Source organism: Paenibacillus chartarius, from assembly GCF_042432825.1.
GTDB classification, from domain to species: Bacteria; Bacillota; Bacilli; order Paenibacillales; family NBRC-103111; genus Gordoniibacillus; species Gordoniibacillus chartarius.
Map to the genome: position 1 here is coordinate 25961 of NZ_JBHLWN010000022.1, position 23030 is coordinate 48990.

Sequence of the window (23030 nt, forward strand, 5' to 3'; positions counted from 1 at the left end):
AAGAGATGTCGGCGCGGGGTGCGGAGCGGCGGGCGATGCGGCATTTTACGAGCTTAAGGTGTGGATCAATCAAGCGGTGCGGGAGTACCGGTGGGCCGCATGTACGACGAGCGAGGATGGGCGGACGATGACGGAGGCGGCGAAACAGCTGCTGATGATCGGACAGGCGGATCGGGTCCAAACAGACTATAATCGGTATAATGGAAAATTCCGGAACGAGGGTGCGCGACCTATGGTACCATTAAAGTAAAAATGAGCGACTAGGAGGCTTCACATGCAAATATTTGTCGACCAGCAAGGCGATTCCAAAGTAGCGGTCATCGAAAGCTCCGATATTGTGATCGGCGATGTGCAAGACGCGCTGGATTTGATGGCGTCGGTCCGGTATACGTCCGGGTGCGACAAAATCCTGCTCGATAAATCGTGCGTGACGGAGCAGTTTTTCGATCTGAAGACGAAATTGGCGGGAGAAATACTCCAGAAATATACGAACTACCACGTGAAGCTCGCGATTGTCGGGGATTTCGATCAGTACGATAGCAAGAGCTTGAGAGATTTTATTTATGAATCGAACAAGGGGACGCAAGTGTTCTTCCTCAAGGATCGGCAGGCTGCGCTTGAAGCGCTTCATCGGGCGGGGGCGTAATCCCGCCTGCCGCATGAAAGCCGCCCAAGGCAAGAAGGCATCCAGCGCCGTATCAGGGCCGATGCCTTCTTGACGGTTATGCAGCTCAGTTTACAGTGCGCCGGAAGCTTGGCGAACCCACGACACCAGCTGCCCGGCATCGAAGGAATCTCCCTTGCGCAGCTTCAGCGTTTTGCGTTCCGGGGGACCGTCGAACATGCCCTCGGGGAGCTCCAATCCGGCCACCTGAAAGATCGTAAAGCTGACCGCATCCTTCGATGTGGAGATAACTGCGGCGTACTTGCCGTTCCTCAAAAAATGCGGCTTCTTATACTGCATACGTTCCTGTACATCCGAAACCGCTTGATGGACAACTTCGCGCAGGCCGGCGGACAGCTCTCTCTGCCACGATTCCTGCAATGATTCAATAAACTCGGTTACTTCCGCATTCATTCTGCATTCGCTCCTTTGAATAGGCTTAGTTGATGCTGCAAAACGTTTTTCATGGCCTGAAGGCTGGTCACGCAAGAGGCTCCTATGCAAGCCGGCGGACCTCGGTCTACGGTGAGCATAACTGAGCATGATTGGCCCGGATTCCACATCGCTGCAAAAGAAATTTTCGGCAGCGGCCCCAGCCTTATTTCTCCGTATAGAGTCTCAAGGTCGACTCCAGCATGCTCCTCACGACATCCCGCAGTTCTACAGGCTCAACCAGCTCCATCGAGTCGCCGAAGCTAAGCAGCACCGCCCAGAGCCACTGGGCCTCATGCGGACGGTCGACGGGCAGCTTCAGCGTCAGCGAGCCGTCCTTGTTGAAATGCTTTTCGGCCGAAGAGAATTGATCCATCGCCCGGGCGAGCGCGCTGCCCGCTACCTTCATGACGACCTCCACGGGCTCCGTATCGCCGGCATCGTCCCGGGCATACCCGCCGCCTTCTTCCACGACATGCCGCTGCGCAAACGTTTCGTCCGTTTCCTCTACATTCGCCATCCGCGACACCCGGAACTCCCGCACCTCCCGGCGCGAGCGGCACCACCCCGCAACATACCAATTCCCGTACTTATACATCAGCCTCGCCGGCTCCAGCAGTCTGGCCGACCGCTCATTCTTGGCGTTGATATAGTCATAGCGGATGACCCGGCTCCGCTTGATCGCTTGACGAAGGATGCGCAGCGTACCGGTGTCGATCCATCTCGACCCGATGTCCATCGACAGGCTCTGCGTCTGGCTGCCGGGTTCAATCGTCTGCAACCGCTCGATCGTTTCCAGCACCCGCTCATCCTCGAACACCGTGGACATGCTGTGCAGCACCGTAATCAGCGAGCTCACGTCATAGGAGCCGAGGAGGCTCCGGTCCATTTTGTACCCGTCCATAATGCCGTAGCCGCCCTTGGTGCCTTGATAGGAAACGACGGGGATACCCGCCGCGCAGATCACATCGATATCGCGATAAATCGTCCGCTGCGAGACGCCGTACTCCTCCGCTAGCGCGGAAGCCGACAGCACCTCATTGTTCAGCAGCTTGTAGATGATCGAAATCAACCGTTCCAGCTTCATGCCGCCACCCCATTCCTGCAAAAATCAATCCGGACCAGCAATCCTACCACATTATACCACGTGCCGCGTCCGAACCGAGCAATCGATAAGAAATGCCGCCGCGAAAGCTATGCTAACATGTTTCCGAAACACTGCCACACAGCTGTCAGACTTCGATAGGTACAATAGTTTCAGATCAACAAATCAATGAGAGGAAGATAGGCAATGAGTATGGGTACTACAAAATCAGGTTGGGTTGTGGCCGGACTGCTGCTGTCGATCCTGATGGCTTCGATGGACAATACGATTGTGGCGACGGCGATGGGAACGATCGTAGGGGAGCTCGGCGGGCTGGACAAATTCGTGTGGGTCACGTCGGCGTACATGGTGGCGGAGATGGCGGGGATGCCGATATTCGGCAAGCTGTCGGATATGTATGGGCGAAAGCGGTTCTTCATCTTCGGGATCATCGCGTTTATGCTCGGCTCGGTGCTGTGCGGGACCGCGGACTCCATCATGGAGCTAAGCTTGTACCGTGCTGTGCAAGGCATTGGCGCCGGGGCGCTCGTGCCGATCTCGTTCACGATTATGTTCGATGCGGTGCCTGCGGACAGCCGCGGCAAATTGATGGGCATGTTCGGGGCGGTGTTCGGGATGTCCTCGATTTTCGGACCGCTGCTCGGAGCCTACATTACCGACTATATGAGCTGGGAATGGGTGTTTTACATCAATCTGCCGATCGGGCTGGTTGCGCTGCTCTTCATCGCGAAGTTTTACCGGGAGTCGGCCGTGCATACGAAGCAGCGGATCGATTGGCTCGGTTCGGGAACGCTGGTCGGCGCGGTGGTGAGCCTGATGTTTGCACTGGAGCTCGGCGGCAAAATGTTCCCCTGGAGCTCGGCGCCTATCCTGGGCTTATTCGCGGGCTTCGCGATCTGCGCGGTGCTGTTCATATTCGCGGAACGCCGGGCGGAGGAGCCGATCATCTCGTTCGGGATGTTCAAGAACCGGCTGTTTGCTACGAGCAATGTCATCGGGTTCATGAGCGGCGGTGCGTACATCGTAGCTTCGGTGTACATTCCGATCTTCATTCAAGGCGTGTTAGGAGGCTCGGCGACGAGCTCGGGCTTCATGCTGCTTCCGATGATGCTGGGCACGGTCGTGACGGCGACGCTTGGCGGTATGGTGATGGGGCGGCTGTCGTACCGGACGATCCTGGCGTCTACCTTGGCGCTGCTTGCTGTCGGGCTTACGTTGCTGACGACGATCACAGCCGATACGCCGCGACTGGTGATCACGCTGTATATGATTCTCGTCGGGCTGGGGGTCGGCGCGTCGTTCTCCGTTCTTACCACCTCTGCCGTACATGCGATGCCGGGTAGTCAGCGGGGCTCGGCGATGGCTACGATTAATTTTCTGCGGTCGCTCGGCATGATGGTTGGGATTACGGTCTATGGTCTCCTGCAAAATCACGCTATGTCCCGCAAGCTGAGCGACATGTTCTCGGGCGGCGGACTGGGAGAGCTCCCGCAGGGGATCAAGCTGGAGGACCCGTATGTGCTGATGACGCCGGAGACCCGGGCGCTCATTCCGGAGGCTGCGCTGGATGCGCTGGGAGGGGGTCTGGCGGCATCGATAGCGAACGTGTTCGCGTGGGGGCTCCTCCCGGCCGTACTGGCCGTCGGTGCGGCTTGCGCCATGAGCGGGGCGAAGCACGATCCGAAGGCGGAGGAAGCGGATGGGTATGCGGCCGCGGCTGCGCATTAACCGATAACGGTATGATATAATGGAAGGTAATTATGGGCGGGAGGCTTCCCGCCTTTTTGCCTATGGATCGAGGTGAGTGCGGATGATTCGCGTCGGGGTAACCGGCTGGGCTGAGCATACGGCGCTGTATCATGGCGTGGCGGAGAAGGAGAAGCTGCGGGTGTATGGGCGGCATTTTCCGATTGTGGAGGTGGACAGCTCGTACTACGCGATCTTGAAGCCGGAGACGTACGCGCGCTGGGCGGAGGAGACGCCGGCCGAATTCGGCTTTATTGTGAAAGTGGTGTCGCTGCTGACCGGGCATGACCGTGAGGAGAAGTCGGCCGAGCAGCGGGCGGCGCTGTTCGCGGCGTTCCGCAAGTCAATCGAGCCGCTCCGGCAGGCGGGCAAGCTCACGGCGGTGCTGTTCCAGTATCCCCCTTGGTTCGATTGCACGAAGGCGCATGTGGACGAGCTGCGCAGCGTGCGGGAGCAGATGGAGGGCTACACGGTGGCGCTGGAGTTCCGCAACCGGTCGTGGTTTACGCCGCAGATGACGGACAAGACGCTGGCCTTTCTCGAGCGCGAAGGCTGGGTGCACAGCGTATGCGACGAGCCGCAGGCCGGCATCGGTTCGGTGCCGATCGTGCCGGTCGCAACCCATCCGGAGCTGACGATCGTGCGGTTTCACGGCCGCAATGTGGCCGGGTGGCTGGACCGCAGCCCGAAAAGCCGGGAGGTGCGCTGCTTGTACCGGTACTCGGAGCAGGAACTGCTGGAGTGGAAGGCGCGCGTGGACAAGCTGCTCGAGACGTCGAAGCAGGTGTGCCTCTTGTTCAACAACAACTCCGGCGGCGATGCGGTGCCGAACGCCAAGGAGATGATGGCATTGCTCGGGATTGAGTATGCGGGGGAAGCGCCGGGGCAGATCGATTTGTTTGAGCTGTGATGTGGGAGTGCTGTTGTCAGGGTTTCTGTAGCAGATCAGGTTAGAACCGAGCCTGGAAAATACGATGGCATTGGATCAGCTGGGTATAGGGAAACTAAACAATTAAACGGTAATTTAAAAAAGCCTATTTACTGGCTGTAGATTATTTCACCGCGTTTATTTAGCAATTCTACTTTTACAATTTCTGATTTGTTTCTGTCATTCTTTTCTAAAGGAATAATGTATCCGCTTCTCTTTCTTTCTTCCATTTGAAAAATACCGTTCGTTCCATTTGAAGATCTAATAATAATTGTTGAAGTATTACTTAACAAATCTTTGTCATTAAAGAGTATTACTGCGAATGGTTCGCTTGAACTTTGACCTGCTATGGAAATTTTTTCATTACTTTTATTGTCGCCCTTCAGACTAAAATATTCGTCAGATGTGAACTCACCTTTAGAATTAATGTAGAGAACATAGTATCCGAATTGTTTGTTGTTTTCATAGAGAATAACAGTGAATAAATTATTAATATCTTTCTCGTCAATAATCACTCGATTGTTTTGCATTTTAAATTGATGAATTTGTTCCTGCGTTGGTATATGTGTTTTTATACTTTGTTTATTGCACGAAGTACACAAAATTAAGCATGAGACGAATAATATTAACTTTACATATATATCCTTATTAATCTGCATTTTGAGCCTCCATGTATTTCATGACTTGAATAGCTAAAAGTAATGAATATGGATAAGTTTTTTACACCTTATCAATATCATTACTCCCGCCACAGACACACCAATATAGTTATTATTCAATCGAAAATAAAGATTTTACCAACTTAAAACAACCTGAGGTCGATAAATTTGGCTTCCAACATACACATCTGCCGAATCGGTGACCTTAGTCCCCGTCAACATTGCGAGTTGTGCTGAATTTGCAGTTGCCTCTACATAAGGTCTGTCAGCGGCAACATACAAAGTATTATTAACAGGTTGAGAGTCCCAAGTAAACGTATTGCCGTTCTTGTTATATGTCGGGGGCCAGGAGAAACCTAACAAGTAACCGGAAAATTTCGTCTTTTGATGCAATACAATTGAGTTAGCATTCGCTGGATCCGCAGCCATCCATGTTCCTGTCTGTCTGCCCTTTACAGAGCTTCCTGTTATGGAATATGCAAAATAATCGGTTAACCAAGAGTCACGTTCACCCCAAATGCGAGTTCGAGCATCCGAATTCGAGGATGACCGGCCTTCAGTATCGAAATTATACACAGTCCTGAAGTTCGCAGTAGAGGCTGTGTTATCTTGATTCTGATCTAGGAATTCAATTGCTTTTGCTTTATCAGTAACACTACCTTCGACACTAGTAATTTTGACACCATTGTCATCAAAAGTTTTAACTGTAACATTATCTTTGCCTAAAGCCACCTTCTCAGACTTAATCAGTTTGGGGCTTTTTACGGATGCAGCACTTACGCTAGTAAGTCCTGCAAGCAGCATAACGCAACTTACACCTAATACAAGTATTTTTTTCATTTTCTTCTCCTTTGTTTGTGTAATTTATAATAACTACTGTTAACCCATTCCCGCAACAACACAGACATCCGCATGGATAATTACGGAAACATGAGCTAGTGATTATTGACGTTACAAATGAAAGCGCTTATATTGAACCTTGCTTTGCCGCTGTCCGACTGCTTTACTGAGCTCTGTCTTACCAAAAATCTTGCACAAAAGGAGACCAGTTTGCATGAAAGAAATGAAACGTTCCTTAGGTTTGCTGCTGTCATTCATGCTCGTATTTTCATCGTTGGGCATAACGGCCGCGGCGGAGGAAGCGGATCCAACAGCAGGGATGATCAGCATTTCAAGCGATTGGCAGGGTAGTGTGTTTGGCGATGTAGGTGGGCAAGACAAGATCACGTCCACCAACTTTGCCATTACCGAAAATCCGGACAACACCGTTACCCTTCGAAGCTCCAATAACCGGGGCAAAGTGGTGACGAGCACCACGAGCTCCCCAACGGAAGGTATTGCTTACTACTATAAGCAAATACCGGACGATGCCAACTTCGAAATGACAGCGACGGCTTCGGTCAAATCCTATGCAGCGGACAATCAAGTATCATTCGGGATTATGGCCCGCAGCATGGTGTATACGAATGTATCCGGGGCGACGTATGCGAGTGGGGATTATGTAGCGGCAGGTGCGATTGATCAGAAAATGCAGTCGTTCCGCAAGCTGAATAATGCAGTAACGAAAGAGGAATTCACGGGCGTGGAAACGCCTGCGGCCGACAAGCAGTACCAGCTCAGCATCAAGAGAACCGGCAGCAACTTCGCCGTGAAGATCGGCGACGAGGTGAAGACGGTAGACACCGTCACCGGCATCACGTATGTGGGCTTGTACACGGCTCGGAATACGGAAGTGAAGTTCAGCAACGTCAATTTGACGATTGAACAGCCGATCAACCTCGGCGAATGGAAATTCGGCGCCTTCGGCAACAGTACAGATACCAGCACAGATCCAGCGAAAAATCCGAATCCCGTCATAGCTGCCGACGGCTCCGTCAGACTGACCGCGACCGGCGGCAAGATCGACTCCAGCGGGAAAATGGGTATTTCCTATTACTTTAAAGAACTTCCGGCCGGTACGAATTTCGAGATCAGCGCCAAGGCGAAGGTCAATAGCTTTAACTCGAATACCGGTATCAGTACGCCAGGGCAGAAGTCGTTCGGCCTGATGGTGATGGATGACGTCGGCCAGCATGGTTCTACGGACGGACACGTTACCAATTTTGTCGGCATCGGCGGCTTCGGCGGTACTCCCAATGTCATGAAGACGGCCATGAAAGCGGCGGGCGCCTACTCGACCAACGCGATTTCCGGCGTAAACGCCCCTGCGGCCAATGAGCAATACGATCTTCGAATCAGGAAAATCGGGCAGGTTTACCTGCTGACGGCAAACGGAGTCACGCAGAAGCTTGTGCCGGACCAGCTTGTATCGGACACCTTCTATGCAGGCTTGTATGCGGCGCGCGATGCGGATATTACGTTCAGTGACATCCGGATTACAGCGGATCCCCGCATGCCGGCTTCGTTGACGGCGGACACTTCTTTGATGAAAACCACGTATTTGATCGGCGAGGAGCTCGACTTGTCGGCGTTAAAATTAACGGCTGTGTATCCGAACGGCGCGCAGGAGACCATTTCGGCGGCAGACTATGCGGTCACCGGCTTTGACAGCGGCACGGAAGGCACGAAGACGGTTACGCTGCATTTCAATGGCGTCGTCGCGACGATTCAAGTGAATGTAATCGCTTTAACGGTGGTGAATCTCCAAACGAAATACTTGCCGGCCAAAACCGTCTACTATCCGGGCGATGCGCTCGATCTGCAAGGCTTAGTGCTGACGGCTGATTACAATAACCATACAACGGCTGAGCTTACGCCCGACAAGTACAGCTTGTCGGTAGAAGGCGCAGCATGGAACGGGACGTCCTACGTGCTCGACACACCGGGAACGAAGCGGGTAACCGTTACGTCCACGGAGACGCCTTCGAAGTCGGCTTCTTTCACCATTACCGTGAAGGACGCCTTGATTGAAGGGATTGAGGTTAGACAGCAGCCGAAGAAGACGCTCTACTTCCTGAACGAAGAGCTGAATCTGGAAGGTATGGTCGTCTACGCGAAGTACAGCGACCAAGGCGAAGTGCGGCTCATGAAGCAGGATTACACGGTATCCGCTCTCGACACGACGACGGCCGGCGCGAAGCAGGTCACGCTGGCGCATAAAGGAAAGACGGCGACGCTTGCGCTGACGGTGAAGGCGAAGGAAGCGACCGGCGTTCAAGTGACCAAGTATCCGATTACGACGTACACGGTTGGAAGCGATTTCGACCGCACGGGTCTTGAGGTATCCAAGGTATACGACAACGGCGACCGCGAGCCTCTGGACGAGACCCAATACACGCTGGATACGTCCGCCTATTCCGGCGCGCAGACGGGAACCTGCGACATCAGGATTATTCCTGCGGATTCGGCGCTTGCCCCAATCGTGCTGAAGGTGACGGTCCGGGAGGCGGATGCGCAGCCATGGAAAACGATTATTTTCGGGCAATCCACGTCTTCCTCCAAAAATAGCGTAACGGAAAGCGGCGACAAACAGAGCGTAAGGCTCGTAGCGCTTGAAGGCGCAGGCAAAGTAACCGGAGACCACGACGGCATTTCGTTCTACTACAAAGAGCTCGATGCGGCTCAAGACAACTTCGTGCTCTCCGCCGATATCCAGGTCGAGGCCTATGCGAAGGACCCGCATGACGGCCAGGAATCGTTCGGAATTATGGCGCGCGATGCGATCGGCACGAACGGCAACTCCGCCGTATTCGCATCGAACATTGCGGCGATCGGCGGGTTCAGCGGCGGCACCAAGGAGGCGAACGGCACGCAGCTATTCGTGCGCACGGGCGTGCAGTCCTCCGACGGAGCCGGCAGCAAGGGCGTGCAGAAGATCATGCTGGACAGCGAAAAGCCGGGCCCGAGCAACACGGCCCCGGTGAAAAACTACCGCCTTACACTGGCCAAGACGAACAGCGGATTTGTGGGCCAGCTGAACGATGGCGAGAAGCGGATGTTCTTTGAGCCGGATATTCTGAACGTTCAGGATTCGAAAATGTATGTAGGCTTCTATACGGCGCGCCTTGCCACGATTACCGTCAGCAATATCGATCTCCAAGTGACGGCTGCCGCAACGGATGCGCCGAAGGTGGAAGCGCCGAAGGTCGCGACGACGCCTGATTTCAGCGTGCTTTCGCTGGAACGGACATCGAATCCGGATTATCGGCTTCGTCTGAAAGCGAATGTGAGCGGAACGGCTACCGTGAAGCTGGGCGAGACGGTGCTTGCCCAAGACGCGCCTGTGCAGGCCGGTGTGGAATTGGCCGTACCGGCGGCGCTTGCGGCAAGCGGGGCGAACCATTTCAGCTTGGCCTTCCTGCCGAACGACGACCAGTTCCTGACCTCGTACGACAAGCTGGTCAAAAATTTCACGGTAACGACCAAATCTTACGTGCCGAACGGCAATATTTTCGTATCGCCGACCGGAACGAGCGCAGGTACCGGTACGGCGGAGCAGCCGCTGGACCTTGACACGGCGATCGATTATGTGAGAGCGGGACAGAAGATCATCCTGCTGGGCGGTACCTATGTGCGCAGCTCGATGGTAAACATCAAGAAGTACAACGACGGGACGGCAGCTGCGAAGAAAGTTCTCGAAGCGGCTCCGGGCACGCGGCCTGTCATCGATTTCGACAAGAAGTCCGAAGGCGTCGTGCTGAGCGGCAGCTACTGGCATGTGAAAGGGATTGACGTTACCCGTTCCGCCGGCAATACCAAAGGCTTCACGGTCGGCGGCAGCTACAATATCGTTGAGCTGGTCAATACATACGAGAACGGGGATACGGGTCTTCAAATCAGCCGAACCGACGATTCCGAAGACAAGACGCTTTGGCCGTCCTACAACCTGATTCTCAATTGTACGTCCTACGATAACCGCGACCCGTCCGACAACAACGCCGACGGCTTTGCCGCGAAGCTGACTGCGGGATATGGCAACATTTTCCGAGGCGCGATTTCGCATAACAACATCGACGACGGATGGGATTTGTATACGAAGTCCGGCAGCGGCGCCATCGGCCCTGTCCTGATTGAGAACAGCATTGCTTATAACAACGGCTTCCTGACGAACGGAACGGTGGGCAAGGGAGATAAGAACGGCTTCAAGCTGGGCGGCGAAGGCATTCATGTGCCGCATATCATCCGCGGCAGCATCGCCTTCGGCAACGGCGCCTACGGCTTTGCCAGCAACAGCAACCCGGGTGTTATTGCCGAGAACAACATCGCGTTCGACAATGCGCGCGGCAACATGAATTTTACGACGTATTCGCACATTACGCCTGATTTCCGGATCGACGGATTTATTTCTTACCAGAAGAGCTACACAGCCGAGGACAATTATCCGGCGGCCCTGGCTTCGAAGACGAACTTTATGTTTGACGGAACCCAATCGGCGAACGCGGCCGGCGAGGTGCTGACGGATGCCAACTTTGCCAGCCTGACGCCGGTGACCAGCTATGAGAGAGATGCGAACGGGGACATTATTCGGGGCGATTTCCTGAAGTATTTGCCATCGAGACCGGCTCCGTCGCCGGATTCGGATAGCGGTGACAGCACCGATACACCGGCGCCATCGACACCGGCACCGGCTAATTCGGGCGCGGCTCCGTCAGGGGCGAAACCGCACGCTGCGAACAACGACGGCAGTGTGACCCTGCAGCCGGCGACAACAACCGCTGCCGGAACGGTGAGGGCGGAAATTGACAAGTCTGCATTGGACAGCGCGATCGCCATGACGAAGGCCGGCGAAGACGGCAAGAGGACGGTTCGGATTGAAGTTCCGGGTGCCCAAACGGCGGCAGGCGGCTACGAGATTGTTCTGCCGGCTTCCGTCTACAAGGCAGGCTCCGCCGATCTGCAGCTCGAGCTGAAGACCGGCGCGGCGACAATCCGGATGCCCGGCCATATGTTTACGTCTTCCGAGCTTGTCGGCGCAGAGAGCGTGGCTCTTACCGTGAGGGAAGTGGAGCCGGCAGCGCCGTTCAAGGAGCGGCTCGGCAGCAGCCCGGTCTATGAATTCCATGTACGGGTCGACGGCGAACAGATCAATTGGAGCAATACCGACGCTCCCGTTCAGGTAGCGATTCCTTACACTCCGTCTGCTAACGAAACGAATCCGGAGTTCATTGTCGTATGGTTCCTCGCTCCGTCGGGCGAGATTGTACCGGTAACCAGCGGCAAGTACAGCAAGGAAGACGGCAAGGTGTACTTCACAACCGATCACTTCAGTCAATATGCCGTGACCTACCATCACAAGACGTTTGCGGACGCATCGTCGCACTGGGCGAAGGCGCAGATCGATGTGATGGCATCCAAGGGCATCATCCAGGGCGTTTCCGATACGGCGTTTATGCCCAGCGAGCACATTACGCGCGCAGACTTTACGCTGCTGCTCGTCCGGGCTTTGGGCTTGACGGCTCAAGCGGATCAAAGCTTCCCGGATGTGACTCCTGCGGATTATTTCTACAAGGAAGTCATCGTTGCGAAGAAGCTTGGGCTCGTAGACGGAATGGACAACGGCCGTTTCGATCCGAGGGAAAGCATCACTCGCCAGGATATGATGGTGATCGCGGCGAGAGCGCTTAGAGCCGCTCATTATGCCGGCCTGAAGGATGCTGCGGAGGGGACCGAGCTGGACGGCTTCACGGACAAGGCGGCTATCGCCGGCTATGCGAAGCAGGAGCTTGCAGCCATGGTGAAGGCCGGCTTGATCGAGGGAGACGCTCAGAACCGGGTGAACCCGACAGCCGCGACTACACGCGCAGAGGCGGCGGCCCTCATCTACAGATTGTATAACCGCTAAAAAAATCAAGGGGAGAGGCTTGAATGGGCAATTATGCAATTAGAGCTTCCTGTGGGTTAGTTGGGGCATCGTACATACTCACCCCTTTGAGTAAGGCCGATGCTGAACGGCAGCTTGATTTTCGCCTACGGTACCGTTCGACCACGTGTCATGATGCGTCCTCAACGCCACTCTTATCAGAGCCAGCTTATGTATAGTTGAGAGCTTTCGAACCAAAGTCGATGTAAATGTACAGGCATTTTTATCCTGATCGGGGCATAAAGAGCAAATGCCTGCGAACGTGCAGGAATCTGTGAGGTTTAAGACTTTGCCGGGCTGTTTTTACTAAAAAGACTGCATGATCGCATAAATCTAACGGTGGAGGACCAGACTGTCGCAGGTTTCTGCACTTATGCAGGCTTTCCTTCTACATATGGCTCATTGCTGCAAGCTGGATTGCATAGCCAACGGCATCATTGAGATTATCCGAAATTGCATAAAAGCGGCCCCGATTCCTCACAATGTAAACGTACTGCCAATCTCTACTAGTTCAGGAGGAACAGCCGATGACACAGCGTAACGATTCCAGCTTGCAATCGCAAAATCCCGTATCCCAAGCGCAGCAGTCCATATCGAAGCTGCACCATGCCGTGAATCAGGCTCAGTCGCATCCGACCGGGCAGATGATCGAGCAGGCGGAGAACGCGCTGGAGCGGGCGGAGCGGTCCGTCGCTCAGGCGGACGGGCATACGCACAATAACGGGCTGGAGCTGGCGCAGTCGATGCTCGAAGAAGAGCGCAGCGAGCTGGAAGGCCTGAAGTAGCGGGATGTGCCGTATACCGCTCCCGGCTGGTAGCCGGGGGCGGTATTTTGTGCCTGCACCAGAAAATATAAGACTTCGTTCGTTTGACTTGGAGAAAGCCGATTGTGATAAAATGTGGAAGGAACAAGCTTTGATCAGGAGGAATGCAAAATGGCAACGGAAGGTGCTGCTCGCGCGTTGACAGCAGGTCCGACCTTGAACAACGGCGTAGCAATGCCGTGGCTCGGACTCGGCGTATGGAAGACGAAGGAAGGCGACGAAGTCGTTCAAGCGGTGAAGGCGGCGATCGGTGCCGGCTACCGCAGTATTGATACCGCAGCGGTTTACGGCAATGAGCAGGGCGTCGGGCAAGGAATCCGGGAGAGCGGCGTGGCACGTGACGAGCTGTTCATTACGACGAAGGTGTGGAACGCCGATCAAGGCTACGATTCGACGCTGCGGGCTTTCGATGAGAGCTTGAAGAAGCTCGGTCTGGAAACGGTCGACTTGTATTTGATACATTGGCCGGTGAAAGGGAAGTACCGCGAGACATGGAAAGCGCTGGTGCATCTCTACAACGAGGGCCGTGTGCGGGCGATCGGGGTCAGCAATTTTCAGGTGCATCACCTGCAAGATATTATCGAGGACTCGGGCGTTGTACCGGCGGTCAATCAGGTGGAGTACCATCCGCTGCTGACACAACGAGAGCTGCTCGCTTTCTGCAAAGATAAGGGCATTCAGCTCGAGGCGTGGAGCCCGCTGATGCAGGGCAACCTCGATCAGCCGGTGCTGACGGAGCTTGCGGCGAAATACGGCAAGTCCGCGGCGCAAATCGTGCTGCGCTGGGACATCCAGCATGGCGTCGTGACGATTCCGAAGTCGGTGAAGGCCGAGCGCATTCAGGAAAATGCCAACGTGTTTGACTTCGAGCTCAGCGCCGAGGATATGGCCAAGATCGATGCTCTGAATCAAGGGAAGCGGTTCGGGCCGGATCCGGACAATTTTGATTTTTAATAGCGTTGGTGTAAAACCGGTGGGGCTGTCGGAAGGCGGCTTTGCCGGTTTTTTTGACCATATCGGCAAAGTATAAAATAGGCAATGCGAATGAGCTTTCTGATTGGCGATAAAAACTTCCGCTTAACGCGGTCGCTCATCTTCGAAAGAACTTCGATGCAAAAGTGCAGTCATTTTGATGATTAACCAGCTATAGGAGGAGAATGACTGCAATAATACAGGCATCTATGCTGCGCAGGGGCGGTTATGGACTTTCAGGCTCCAAATGGCTGCACATCCGCAGTAATCGAGCCTAGACACTTGTTTGTTCGAGAGATCCCTGCATTTACGCAGGCATTTTCGGTGAGAAGATGCTGGTCTCAATTTTGGACCCAACCTTATGGGTGAAACGGTTGTCCGGTATTCACCGGAAGGAAGTTGTTGACAGTTAGAATCGGTCTGTGGTATTTATTAATTAATAAATAAAATATGTGAGAGGCACTAGTGATGTTGAAGCGCCGTTTGAGCAACTGATGGTTTAAATGGGTATATGCCAGGGTGGTTACGTTACTGTAAGAAAACCTTCTCCTATTTTTGGGACCCGTGTTTACGATCCCGGGTCTTGTCCTCATCGTCGTCTCGGGCAGTATCATGGCTGCTCGTGCGGGAATGAGCATGTCGGGGTTAAACTGGCTGACGTTGTCGCTCATCGTATTTGCCATAACCGGAGTCATCTGGGGCGCTATTCTAATTCCGCTTCAGCAACGAATGATCCGGCACAGCAAGCAATGCCTCGAAAGCGGCACGATCTCCAAGGCATATCGGGATGCTTCCCGCTCGTGGGCCGTCTTCGGCATCGCCGCTACGCTGCTGCCGCTCGTCATTTTGTACCTGATGGTTACGAAAGGGTTCTAAAACTGGGAGGGTTCGAGATGGTACCGTTCTATGTGCTAGTCGTCGCTTTTCTGCTGTTCAAGGGAATCGGCTGGGTGGGTGTATCGTATTTCGAGGGATGGCATACATCGCTTCAAGGTGCGGTAGCCGTCATGCTGCTGCTTACCGCTTCCGCTCACTGGGGGAAGAGGCGGCCCGATCTCGTCCGCATGGTTCCTACGGCTTTTCCAAAACCGGATTGGATAGTGACGGCCACCGGCTGGCTGGAAATTGCAGGGGCCATTGGAATTGTGCTTCCCGCTGCCTCCAAAGCGGCTTCCATAGGTTTGGCGTTGATGCTTGTCGCCATGTTTCCGGCCAATGTACGAGCGGCAAAAGAACAACTGACCATCGGGGGGCGACCCGTTCCTAAACTGGGTCCCCGAATCGTGCTGCAAGTTGTCTTTCTAACGGCAGTACTATTGGCCGGATAACAAGGCGGCATCGCCTCCTAAGGCTGCTCAACCGCACCTACAAACAGCAGCAGCTTGCTTTGCTCATCAACGATCGCCAGCCAGAACGGTCGGTCGACCTTCATCTCGAACCGGCCGTTCGGCGGTGCCGACCCGGCCTTCATCCCGACAAGCGTTGCGGCGGCGGCTTCCGTACCTTTCTCATTCACGTCCAAATACGTCTTGTGCAGCACACGGCTAATAAACAGCGGCTCATGCGTCGCATCCGTGTTGGCCATCGCCCGAAAATCCGCCTTCAACGGATCAAAAGCATCGGCCATCCCCATCGGTGCAAGCAGCTCCTTGAGCTCCGCGGTCATCTCCACGCGGAACCGGGGCAGCGTCAGCTCGCCGGAGAAGCCCTCATACGATCGCATCCACCAAGCGGGATCGGCAAACAGCTTCGCCGCCAGAGCTTTGCGGTCGGCCCCGGGCCTCGGCAGCACGATGAGCATCGACAGCTGGCCATCGCCGTAGGGCAGCTTCACCGCTTGATGAGTGTCCTCCTCATCGTAAGCCATCCGCCCCGACCGCTTCATCATCGGCACTTGCTTCACGGTGCCGTCCGCCCGCGTAAATGGCCCGTCCTTCGTTTGGTTCTCCTGAAACGGATTCTCCCAGGCCGCATTCAAGTGCAGCGCGTTGATCAGCATTGCTTTCGTCAGCGGGTCGACCGGCTCATCGACGATTGAAGGGATGCGGCCGCGGGTCTGCTTCTTGACCCAGTCGTTGATCTCCTTGCGCACCTTCGGGTCCGTCAAATTCCGCTGCTCCAGCTTCGCTTTGTAGGACTCCCGCATTCCCTTCAGGAATTCGTTCTTGAACGGCCAGTCCTTCTGCAGCCATAGGGAGTTCGCTATCGCCGTGCGAACGCCCGGGCTCGACTTGCCCAGAAGGTCTGCGATGACAGCCGCCGACTGATTGACCTTCTCCAGCGGCACGCCGTCCAGGCGCAGCGCTTTCGCCACGCCCTCGCGGGTGCTCCCCGCCGCACCGTTCATCGTCATGGCCAGCGCCTGGGCTACGCTTACCGGGGATAGCACCATGTTCTCTCCGGGCTTCTTCTCCATCTGCCGGCGCGCCAGCTCCAGTCCGAATGCGTTGCTCGCCGCCGCTACGGCCGGATCGAGCTGCTGTGCCAGCGCCATCCGGTCGCGGGTTTCCAGCTCGGGCTTGGCCCCGTTCCTTGCCCCACCGCCGCCATCGCCGCATGCGCCAAGCAGTAGGGCCGCCCCGGCCGTTACCAATGCCGCGGCCGCGCCAAGCTGTATCCTCGATCCAATTCCCGACAACCCTTTTCTCATCCCGAACCCTCCAGCGTCAGCATCATTTTTCCCTTAGACGATACCTGCCGCGCATAAGTTGCTTCGCCCCCCATGTACGAAAAAAAGCCCTGCAACGCAATCGTCGCAAGACTTTTTCAGACCCATAGCCAGACAAGATCAGATCAGACCGGACCAGAACGGACTGGACCAAACCCGACCCGACCCGAAGGCCCGGCACCCGGCTGCTAAGATTGCGGATGGCCGGCATCCAGCGCGATTTTCCCGATCGTACGGCCGCTTTCGATGAGCGCATGCGCTTGCTTCAAGCTGGCTGCGTTCATCGGTCCGAGCCGCCGGGTCAAGGTCGTCCGCAAATGTCCCGCATCGATCCAATCGGCGAGACGGGCAAGCAGCTTGTGCTGTTCGGCCATGTCCGGGGTTTCGAAGGCCGGTCTCGTAAACATAAGCTCCCAGGCGAACGTTACGCTTTTGCGGTGCAGCAGAGCCAGGTTGACCGGCTGCACACTAGGGACAATGGCGCATATGCCGCCTTGGGGAGCGATGGCGCTCGCCATGTTCGCCCAATGCAGATCCGTATCGTTACAGCAAAGAATATAATCGACACTGGAGAAGCCCAGCGCCGCCAGCTGAGGGACGAACTCCTCGTAATGATTAATAACGTGCGCCGCGCCAAGCTCCGTCACCCAAGCAGACGATTCCGGCCGCGACGCCGTACCGATTACCGTGAAGCCCAAATACCGGGCGAGCTGCACGGCCATCGAGCCGACGCCGCCTGCCGCCCCGATGATCAGGATCGTTTTGTCCCGGTTGCCGCCGGGGAGAGGAGAGACGCGGAGTCTGTCGACGAGAGCTTCCCAAGCGGTGATCGAGGTTAACGGCAAAGCGGCCGCCTCTGCAAAATCAAGCGTAACCGGCTTCGGCCCCACAATCCGCTCATCCACCAAGTGAAACTCGCTGTTCGCGCCGGGCCGCGCGATGCTTCCCGCATAATACACCTCGTCGCCCGGCTTGAACAGCGTACATGCGGGCCCGGCCTCGGCAACAATGCCCGCCGCATCCCAGCCGAGAATGCGCGGCTCGGCTTCGACCGCGGCCTTCGGCTGCCGCACTTTGGCGTCGGCCGGGTTGACCGAAACGGCCTTCACTTCCACCAGCAAATCCCGGCCCGACGGGGACGGCTTGGGAACGACGACATCGACCAGGCTGTCCGCAGCTTCGATCGGCAAGTAACGATACAGGCCGACCGCTTTCATCGTAAGATTTTCACTCATGAGTCCTTCAGTTCAGTTCATCGGACCGGCTCTTCGCGAGGAAGTCGGGATCGGTTGCGACGACACCGGCTTGCCCCCAGTTGGCAACGGACGTTTCCCGCAGAATGACCAGCACCTTATCGGCCGGAATGTTAAAGAGATCGACGGTGGTGCGAGTCAGCTCCTTCACCCATACTTTCTTTTGCTCCTCGGAAAACCCTTCCCAGCAGTCAACGTTAATAATCGGCATATTTCCCAGCTCCTCGCTATATATTGGCTGAACCATCTGTAGATCAGCTACGTAAATTGTAACAAATCTACAATAATTGTCAATATGAATCCATTCGTTGTAAATCCACGCAATGTGTCGTACACTATTTGTATTCCATGCAAGCAAAGGTGAACCGTAACCATGAACGACAACAAACCTACGAACGATGCGTTATTGGATCTGGAGCTGCTGCGCAAGCTCGTGGTCGGAATCGGGGAAGTGTCGAGTATTACCGGAGTGCCGCAGCGGCAGATCCGGTATTGGGAGGAGAAGGGGATTATCCGCTCCCAATCGGAAGGCGAAGGTACGACCCGCAAGTACGATTACATGAACATTAAGAAAATTTTGCTGCTGAAGGAGCTTCTCGACGACGGCTACACGCTGGATGCCGCAGCGAAGAAGGTGGAGGGCCGCATCAACACGATTGACGAAGCGTTCAAGAAGCTGGCCGAATTGTCCGCTCCGGCCGAATGAATGCAGAAGGGGCTGTGCCCTGAGTAGAACCCCTACTTAGGCACAGCCCCTTGCTATATTAGTGCGGCGACGTCACGGCAAGACCGCACCGGTCCAGCAGCGACTGGCTCTCCGCATTCAGCCCGACAAGCGCAACCCGCTTGCCGAGCGCCTCGTACTTTTGCACCGTTTTGCCGATGGCGGTGACAGCTGACTGATCCCACACATGCGATCCGGACAGGTCGATCGTGACCCGTCCCGGGTCGGCTTGATAGTCAAATAGCTCCACGAAATGGCTCATCGTTCCGAAGAACAGCTGGCCCCCGACCTTGTACACTTTATGATCGTCCGAAGCATGCTGGGAAGAAACCCGCAAACGAGCCATTTTCCAGCCAAAATCAAGCGCACTGAGCACCACGCCGCATATAACGCCGATCGCCAGGTCCGAAGTCGCGACGACGACGACAACGGTCAGTACCATGACAATGGCATCGCTGCGCGGGATGCGGTGGAGCGTCCGCAGCGAGCTCCAATCGAACGTGCCGAACGACACCATGAACATGACGCCGACCAGTGCGGCCATTGGAATGATTTTGACAACGGGTGCCAATACGAGAATGAGCAGCATCAGGAAAACGCCGGCGACGAGCGTCGACAGCCGCGTGCGGCCGCCGGACTTGACGTTAATCACTGTCTGTCCGATCATCGCGCAGCCCGCCATGCCGCCGAATAATCCCGACACGATGTTGGCGATGCCTTGCCCGCGAACCTCCCGGTTCTTGTCGCTCTTCGTTTCCGTCATTTCATCGACAATCGTGGCGGTAAGCAGCGACTCGGTCATTCCGACGATCGCCAGCGCCAGCGAAATCGGCAAAATTGTCAGCAGCATATCGAGCGACAGCGGTACTTTAGGCAAATGGAACAGCGGCAGCGAAGATTGGATGGCCCCCATATCGCCTACGGTCCGCACGCCTGCGCCGGTCAGCACGCTGACTACGGTCATGACGATGATCGCTACAAGCGCCGACGGTACGGCTTTGGTCAAGCGAGGCAAGCCGTAGATGATGACCAGCGTTCCGGCGAGCAGTGCGTACATCGGCCACGATTCACCCTGGAAATTCGGCAGCTGCGCCATGAAAATAATGATGGCCAGCGCGTTAACGAATCCGACGATAACGGAATGCGGGACGAAGGTAATGAATCGGCCGAATTTGAGCACGCCCATCAAGAACTGCAATACGCCGGTTAGAATCGATGCGGCGAACAAGTACTCGATGCCGTGGCTTGCGACGAGCGGCCCCATCAGGGAGGCCATCGCGCCGGTTGCCGCGGAGATCATCCCCGGGCGGCCGCCGACAATCGAGATGACGAAGGCGATCAGGAACGAAGCGTACAAGCCGACCATCGGATCGACTCCGGCCATGATCGAGAAAGCGATCGCTTCCGGAATGAGGGCGAAAGCGACGGTCAGGCCTGACAGGACGTCACGGCGCACGTTGCCGGTGAAGCCGGTTAGCGTTTGTTTCCACATGAGAAGTTTTAGAACACTCCTTTGGCAGTTTGGTAGGTGGCGCACCACTCTCAGGTACGCCCTGTCCGATAATAGCCGTTACCATTATAGTGGAGAGTTCCGTATCAGGCAATATAGAAACAGGGCCGGCATCCGTAATCCGGATGCCGGCCTCAGGCAGGTGCCATTCAGCTTATGTATGTGCGCGGTGCGGCCGGAGGCGCGCAGCATGAGCGGCTCGGGCAGCAGGGGCGACATGTCAGTGTACGGCGGCACACTGCCAGACAGCAGAAAAACCGCACAGCCGCATAGCCCCTCCTTCACCGAACCTCCAAGGCTGCCCCCTATAAGCCCGCCGAGCGCTGCAGCCGCTTGGCGATCTCCATCAAGTCCTCGCGGGAGATGCCCGGGGCAAGCTCTTCCGGCAGCTCGTCGAGCTCCGGCACCGGCGCGCTGTAGCCCGGCACCCCGGCCAGCGCCTCCAGCTTGCCGCCGTCCGACGGGTGCGTACCTTTCCAGATCTTGGCGATGTCCTGGTAATCCGTGTCGCTGAACGTATACAGACGCCTGTGCTCGCCGGCGGCCTCCCACTTGCGCGTCGCGTCGAACACTTTGTTGTCGAGGCGGGGGACCGGGTACAGTTTGCTGACGTCGACGCCTGTCGCCACTTCCAGCGCCTTCATGTACGTCAGAGTATGCACGCCGCCGCGCACGAGCAAGTAGCCGATCAGCTCGCGGGCGGTCGGATTGCTCGTCATTTCGTAGACGCGCATCTTGTGCATGCGTGCGCCGCATTCCAGGAAGAAGTTGTGCAGCAGGTCAAAGATCAGATTGCCGCTGTTCACCACATAGGACCCGTTCCATGGTCGGCCCATGTGGTCGGCCGGCATCGCCGACTGCGCCGATTCGATGAAGAAATCGTGGTACCGCTTGTCGACGGCGTTGCGCATCGGGGCAACGTCCGGGTCGGCGGAGAACGTGGTGCCCTGCACCATCAGGTTGATCGTATTGGCGACCAGCTCGACGTGGCCGAATTCTTCGGCCGTAATGGAGGCCACCAGATCGTAGAACGGCTTCAGCTTGCGCTTGCCGCGGAAGTTGAACGATTGGAACATATAGTTATTGAGCGTCGACATTTCGCCGAAACGCCCGCCCATCAAATCCTGTACCGCCGACGCGGCGTTAGCGTCCGCATGACGCGGCTTCGGAAGATCGATCAACAGGCGATCCATACGTTTGAACACGGGCCATCCCCCCAGACATACTCACTGCCTCATCCATATGGGGGAATGCTTGGTTAATATGTGTGAAACTTCCGCAAGTACGCCTGCAGCTCCTCCGGTGTATTCAAGTTCAGGAAGAGCTCCGCCTCCGCCTCGGCCCCGCCGGGCGGCTCCACATACCGGGTGCGAAGCGCCTCGGCCAGTCCCGACAGACGCAGCCGGTCCGCCGCGAGCAGCCGCTCGGCGGCGCCGGCCGCACGGCGATGGTACAGCGCATGCATCGGCTGGCCCCGACACAGCACCGCTTCCGGCGGCGGGCTGTCCGCGAGAGCGGCGGTCATCCGGCGCAGCAGCGGCTCCGACAGCACCGGCATATCGCAGGCCATCACCAGCGCGTAGTCGCACTCGGCCGGCATGGCCAGCAGACCGGCGTGGATGCCGGCTAACGGCCCCTTGTCCGGATAACGGTCGGCCGCGAACGCAACTTCGGGACCGAGCGGCAGGGCTGCATAGCGATCAGGCTCCGAAGCAGGCACTATGACCGTTACACCCCGGCATAATAACGCCATCCCGCTGACCACCCGCTGCAGCAGCGGCACGCCGCCGATCGGAAGCAGCGCCTTGTCCGTACCCATCCGCGAGCTGCGGCCGCCGGCCAGCACGATGCCGTGAATCGGCGGCGGCGTTTGCTCCGGCAGAGACTGTACGCCGGCCGGGATGCTGTCTGGGGACGAAGCTGTCATGGCGCAGCACTCCTTCCGGACGGCGCGATACCGAGCTCGTCCGCTTTGGCGAGCAGCTCCAGGATCAGACGCTCCGTCTCGTGCATCGTTCCGGCGGCGAATACGCCGGTGAGCGTGCCGCACAGCTCGTCGCGGTCTGCGTCGTTGGTGTACAGTACGATTTTCGCATAGGGGGATGTCTTGAAGCCTTCCGCCAGCACCAGATCGACCTCCGGCATCGCCGAGGCCAGCTGCTCCAGCGTCGCAGGCGCGCGCCGGATTAACGCTGAACGCCCGGCCGACGTAATCGCCACCGCATCCGCCCCTGCCTCGTAATGCCGCCAGGTGTCGCGCCCTTCATGATCGATTTCGAAATCGTGCGCATCCCGCTTCGCCGTCCCAACCCGGTAGCCGCGGGCGCGAAGCTCGGCGATGAGGCGGAGGATGAGCGTTGTTTTGCCGGTGTTCTTGTAGCCTACGATTTGGATAATGGGAGGGTGGGTCACTGGAATGGTCTCCTTGGAATAGTGTCATGGAGCACAAAGACCGCCATGGCGGTCTTCTGTGCGTCATTGCGCCACAGTGGTATCCTCTGCAGGCTGAACTATTCGGCAATTTCAGCGATTCTCCTGCACAGCCGGTCAGGCAAAGCTGAATTTGGCTGGCAGCCTGGATGCAGCCTTCATAAAATCTTCATTTCGAGCTAATATAGCGTAAACATTCCGGAAATAAAGTTAAATCATATTGATCAAGGGTATGAGCCGAGGAGAAAGCCCTTAATCGACAAAGTGTGTCGTGCCGCATGCACGATTGTTCTTTGTTGGATTAAGGGCTTTTTTT

General features: G+C 56.3%; 21 protein-coding genes. 10 read left to right on the forward strand and 11 right to left on the reverse strand.

Features of this window, described 5'->3' with window-relative positions; translation table 11 throughout:
• The first annotated feature begins 58 nt into the window (after positions 1–58).
• Together ACFFK0_RS04590 and ACFFK0_RS04595 are read left to right on the forward strand one after the other, a co-directional pair.
• Complete coding sequence (locus ACFFK0_RS04590; protein WP_377468724.1) at positions 59–250, forward strand: hypothetical protein; 192 nt, start codon at positions 59–61, stop codon at positions 248–250.
• Positions 251–274: 24 nt separating this feature from the next.
• Positions 275–646 carry a DUF4180 domain-containing protein gene (locus tag ACFFK0_RS04595; RefSeq protein ID WP_377468725.1) on the forward strand — a complete coding sequence of 124 codons (372 nt, stop codon included), beginning with the start codon at positions 275–277 and terminating at the stop codon, positions 644–646.
• Between the two features lie 90 nt (positions 647–736).
• Here the strand turns inward: ACFFK0_RS04595 and ACFFK0_RS04600 are convergent, their stop codons facing one another.
• Positions 737–1078 carry a DUF1801 domain-containing protein gene (locus ACFFK0_RS04600; protein ID WP_377468727.1) on the reverse strand — a complete coding sequence of 114 codons (342 nt, stop codon included), beginning with the start codon at positions 1076–1078 and terminating at the stop codon, positions 737–739.
• Between the two features lie 184 nt (positions 1079–1262).
• The gene (locus ACFFK0_RS04605; RefSeq protein WP_377468729.1) at positions 1263–2183 is read right to left on the reverse strand and encodes a helix-turn-helix transcriptional regulator; all 921 of its coding nucleotides are present in this window, start codon (positions 2181–2183) and stop codon (positions 1263–1265) included.
• Between the two features lie 204 nt (positions 2184–2387).
• Between ACFFK0_RS04605 and ACFFK0_RS04610 the strand changes: the two genes are divergently transcribed.
• Entirely contained in the window at positions 2388–3929 is a 1542-nt protein-coding gene (locus tag ACFFK0_RS04610; RefSeq protein WP_377468731.1) for an MDR family MFS transporter, read from the forward strand.
• 82 nt (positions 3930–4011) lie between these two features.
• Entirely contained in the window at positions 4012–4857 is an 846-nt protein-coding gene (locus ACFFK0_RS04615) for a DUF72 domain-containing protein (protein ID WP_377468732.1), read from the forward strand.
• A gap of 128 nt (positions 4858–4985) precedes the next feature.
• On the opposite strand, the gene ACFFK0_RS04620 is transcribed toward ACFFK0_RS04615, so the two are convergent.
• Positions 4986–5534, reverse strand: a complete 549-nt coding sequence (locus tag ACFFK0_RS04620; protein ID WP_377468733.1) for a hypothetical protein — start codon at positions 5532–5534, stop codon at positions 4986–4988.
• A 135-nt stretch (positions 5535–5669) separates the two neighbouring features.
• On the reverse strand, positions 5670–6374 hold the full coding sequence (locus tag ACFFK0_RS04625; RefSeq protein WP_377468734.1) for a hypothetical protein: 705 nt from the start codon (positions 6372–6374) through the stop codon (positions 5670–5672).
• Positions 6375–6588: 214 nt separating this feature from the next.
• On the opposite strand from ACFFK0_RS04625, the gene ACFFK0_RS04630 reads away from it, so the two are divergent.
• The 5 genes from ACFFK0_RS04630 (at position 6589) to ACFFK0_RS04650 (ending at position 15457) form a co-directional block, all read left to right on the forward strand.
• Positions 6589–12315 carry a right-handed parallel beta-helix repeat-containing protein gene (locus ACFFK0_RS04630; RefSeq protein WP_377468735.1) on the forward strand — a complete coding sequence of 1909 codons (5727 nt, stop codon included), beginning with the start codon at positions 6589–6591 and terminating at the stop codon, positions 12313–12315.
• 545 nt (positions 12316–12860) lie between these two features.
• Positions 12861–13118: a hypothetical protein gene (locus ACFFK0_RS04635; RefSeq protein WP_377468736.1), complete on the forward strand. Its 258-nt coding sequence runs from the start codon at positions 12861–12863 to the stop codon at positions 13116–13118.
• Positions 13119–13268: 150 nt separating this feature from the next.
• A complete protein-coding gene (locus tag ACFFK0_RS04640) occupies positions 13269–14111 on the forward strand; it encodes an aldo/keto reductase (protein WP_377468737.1) in 843 nt (280 codons plus the stop codon).
• Positions 14112–14693: 582 nt separating this feature from the next.
• Positions 14694–15005: a DUF2269 family protein gene (locus ACFFK0_RS04645; RefSeq protein WP_377468841.1), complete on the forward strand. Its 312-nt coding sequence runs from the start codon at positions 14694–14696 to the stop codon at positions 15003–15005.
• Positions 15006–15022: 17 nt separating this feature from the next.
• Positions 15023–15457: a DoxX family protein gene (locus ACFFK0_RS04650; RefSeq protein ID WP_377468739.1), complete on the forward strand. Its 435-nt coding sequence runs from the start codon at positions 15023–15025 to the stop codon at positions 15455–15457.
• A 17-nt stretch (positions 15458–15474) separates the two neighbouring features.
• On the opposite strand, the gene ACFFK0_RS04655 is transcribed toward ACFFK0_RS04650, so the two are convergent.
• The 3 genes from ACFFK0_RS04655 to ACFFK0_RS04665 all read right to left on the reverse strand — a co-directional run bounded on the left by ACFFK0_RS04655 (position 15475) and on the right by ACFFK0_RS04665 (position 18261).
• On the reverse strand, positions 15475–16779 hold the full coding sequence (locus ACFFK0_RS04655; protein WP_377468740.1) for a serpin family protein: 1305 nt from the start codon (positions 16777–16779) through the stop codon (positions 15475–15477).
• 206 nt (positions 16780–16985) lie between these two features.
• On the reverse strand, positions 16986–18032 hold the full coding sequence (locus tag ACFFK0_RS04660) for a zinc-binding alcohol dehydrogenase family protein (RefSeq protein ID WP_377468741.1): 1047 nt from the start codon (positions 18030–18032) through the stop codon (positions 16986–16988).
• A gap of 7 nt (positions 18033–18039) precedes the next feature.
• Positions 18040–18261, reverse strand: coding sequence for a tautomerase family protein (locus ACFFK0_RS04665; protein WP_377468742.1), 222 nt, complete (start codon positions 18259–18261; stop codon positions 18040–18042).
• 162 nt (positions 18262–18423) lie between these two features.
• On the opposite strand from ACFFK0_RS04665, the gene ACFFK0_RS04670 reads away from it, so the two are divergent.
• Positions 18424–18756 (forward strand): MerR family transcriptional regulator, encoded by a 333-nt coding sequence (locus ACFFK0_RS04670; protein ID WP_377468743.1) that lies wholly within the window; start codon positions 18424–18426, stop codon positions 18754–18756.
• A 58-nt stretch (positions 18757–18814) separates the two neighbouring features.
• On the opposite strand, the gene ACFFK0_RS04675 is transcribed toward ACFFK0_RS04670, so the two are convergent.
• The 4 genes from ACFFK0_RS04675 to mobB all read right to left on the reverse strand — a co-directional run bounded on the left by ACFFK0_RS04675 (position 18815) and on the right by mobB (position 22696).
• Entirely contained in the window at positions 18815–20266 is a 1452-nt protein-coding gene (locus tag ACFFK0_RS04675; protein ID WP_377468744.1) for a SulP family inorganic anion transporter, read from the reverse strand.
• Positions 20267–20589: 323 nt separating this feature from the next.
• Complete coding sequence (locus ACFFK0_RS04680) at positions 20590–21489, reverse strand: manganese catalase family protein (RefSeq protein WP_377468745.1); 900 nt, start codon at positions 21487–21489, stop codon at positions 20590–20592.
• Between the two features lie 53 nt (positions 21490–21542).
• Positions 21543–22211, reverse strand: coding sequence for a molybdenum cofactor guanylyltransferase (locus ACFFK0_RS04685; RefSeq protein WP_377468746.1), 669 nt, complete (start codon positions 22209–22211; stop codon positions 21543–21545).
• Positions 22208–22696, reverse strand: a complete 489-nt coding sequence (gene mobB / locus ACFFK0_RS04690; protein ID WP_377468747.1) for a molybdopterin-guanine dinucleotide biosynthesis protein B — start codon at positions 22694–22696, stop codon at positions 22208–22210. The genes ACFFK0_RS04685 and mobB overlap by 4 nt, the downstream gene beginning before the upstream one ends.
• Between the last annotated feature and the right edge of the window lie 334 nt (positions 22697–23030).

Excerpts from the sequence above, each read along its gene's own strand:
- ACFFK0_RS04615 (WP_377468732.1), top strand. The coding sequence starts at position 4,012 with ATGATTCGCGTCGGGGTAACCGGCTGGGCTGAGCATACGGCGCTGTAT.
- ACFFK0_RS04600 (WP_377468727.1), bottom strand. The coding sequence starts at position 1,078 with ATGAATGCGGAAGTAACCGAGTTTATTGAATCATTGCAGGAATCGTGG.
- ACFFK0_RS04625 (WP_377468734.1), bottom strand. The coding sequence starts at position 6,374 with ATGAAAAAAATACTTGTATTAGGTGTAAGTTGCGTTATGCTGCTTGCA.
- ACFFK0_RS04635 (WP_377468736.1), top strand. The coding sequence starts at position 12,861 with ATGACACAGCGTAACGATTCCAGCTTGCAATCGCAAAATCCCGTATCC.
- ACFFK0_RS04640 (WP_377468737.1), top strand. The coding sequence starts at position 13,269 with ATGGCAACGGAAGGTGCTGCTCGCGCGTTGACAGCAGGTCCGACCTTG.
- ACFFK0_RS04655 (WP_377468740.1), bottom strand. The coding sequence starts at position 16,779 with ATGAGAAAAGGGTTGTCGGGAATTGGATCGAGGATACAGCTTGGCGCG.
- ACFFK0_RS04675 (WP_377468744.1), bottom strand. The coding sequence starts at position 20,266 with ATGTGGAAACAAACGCTAACCGGCTTCACCGGCAACGTGCGCCGTGAC.
- ACFFK0_RS04665 (WP_377468742.1), bottom strand. The coding sequence starts at position 18,261 with ATGCCGATTATTAACGTTGACTGCTGGGAAGGGTTTTCCGAGGAGCAA.
- ACFFK0_RS04670 (WP_377468743.1), top strand. The coding sequence starts at position 18,424 with ATGAACGACAACAAACCTACGAACGATGCGTTATTGGATCTGGAGCTG.
- ACFFK0_RS04620 (WP_377468733.1), bottom strand. The coding sequence starts at position 5,534 with ATGCAGATTAATAAGGATATATATGTAAAGTTAATATTATTCGTCTCA.
- ACFFK0_RS04685 (WP_377468746.1), bottom strand. The coding sequence starts at position 22,211 with ATGACAGCTTCGTCCCCAGACAGCATCCCGGCCGGCGTACAGTCTCTG.
- ACFFK0_RS04630 (WP_377468735.1), top strand. The coding sequence starts at position 6,589 with ATGAAAGAAATGAAACGTTCCTTAGGTTTGCTGCTGTCATTCATGCTC.
- ACFFK0_RS04595 (WP_377468725.1), top strand. The coding sequence starts at position 275 with ATGCAAATATTTGTCGACCAGCAAGGCGATTCCAAAGTAGCGGTCATC.
- ACFFK0_RS04605 (WP_377468729.1), bottom strand. The coding sequence starts at position 2,183 with ATGAAGCTGGAACGGTTGATTTCGATCATCTACAAGCTGCTGAACAAT.
- ACFFK0_RS04660 (WP_377468741.1), bottom strand. The coding sequence starts at position 18,032 with ATGAGTGAAAATCTTACGATGAAAGCGGTCGGCCTGTATCGTTACTTG.
- ACFFK0_RS04650 (WP_377468739.1), top strand. The coding sequence starts at position 15,023 with ATGGTACCGTTCTATGTGCTAGTCGTCGCTTTTCTGCTGTTCAAGGGA.
- ACFFK0_RS04610 (WP_377468731.1), top strand. The coding sequence starts at position 2,388 with ATGAGTATGGGTACTACAAAATCAGGTTGGGTTGTGGCCGGACTGCTG.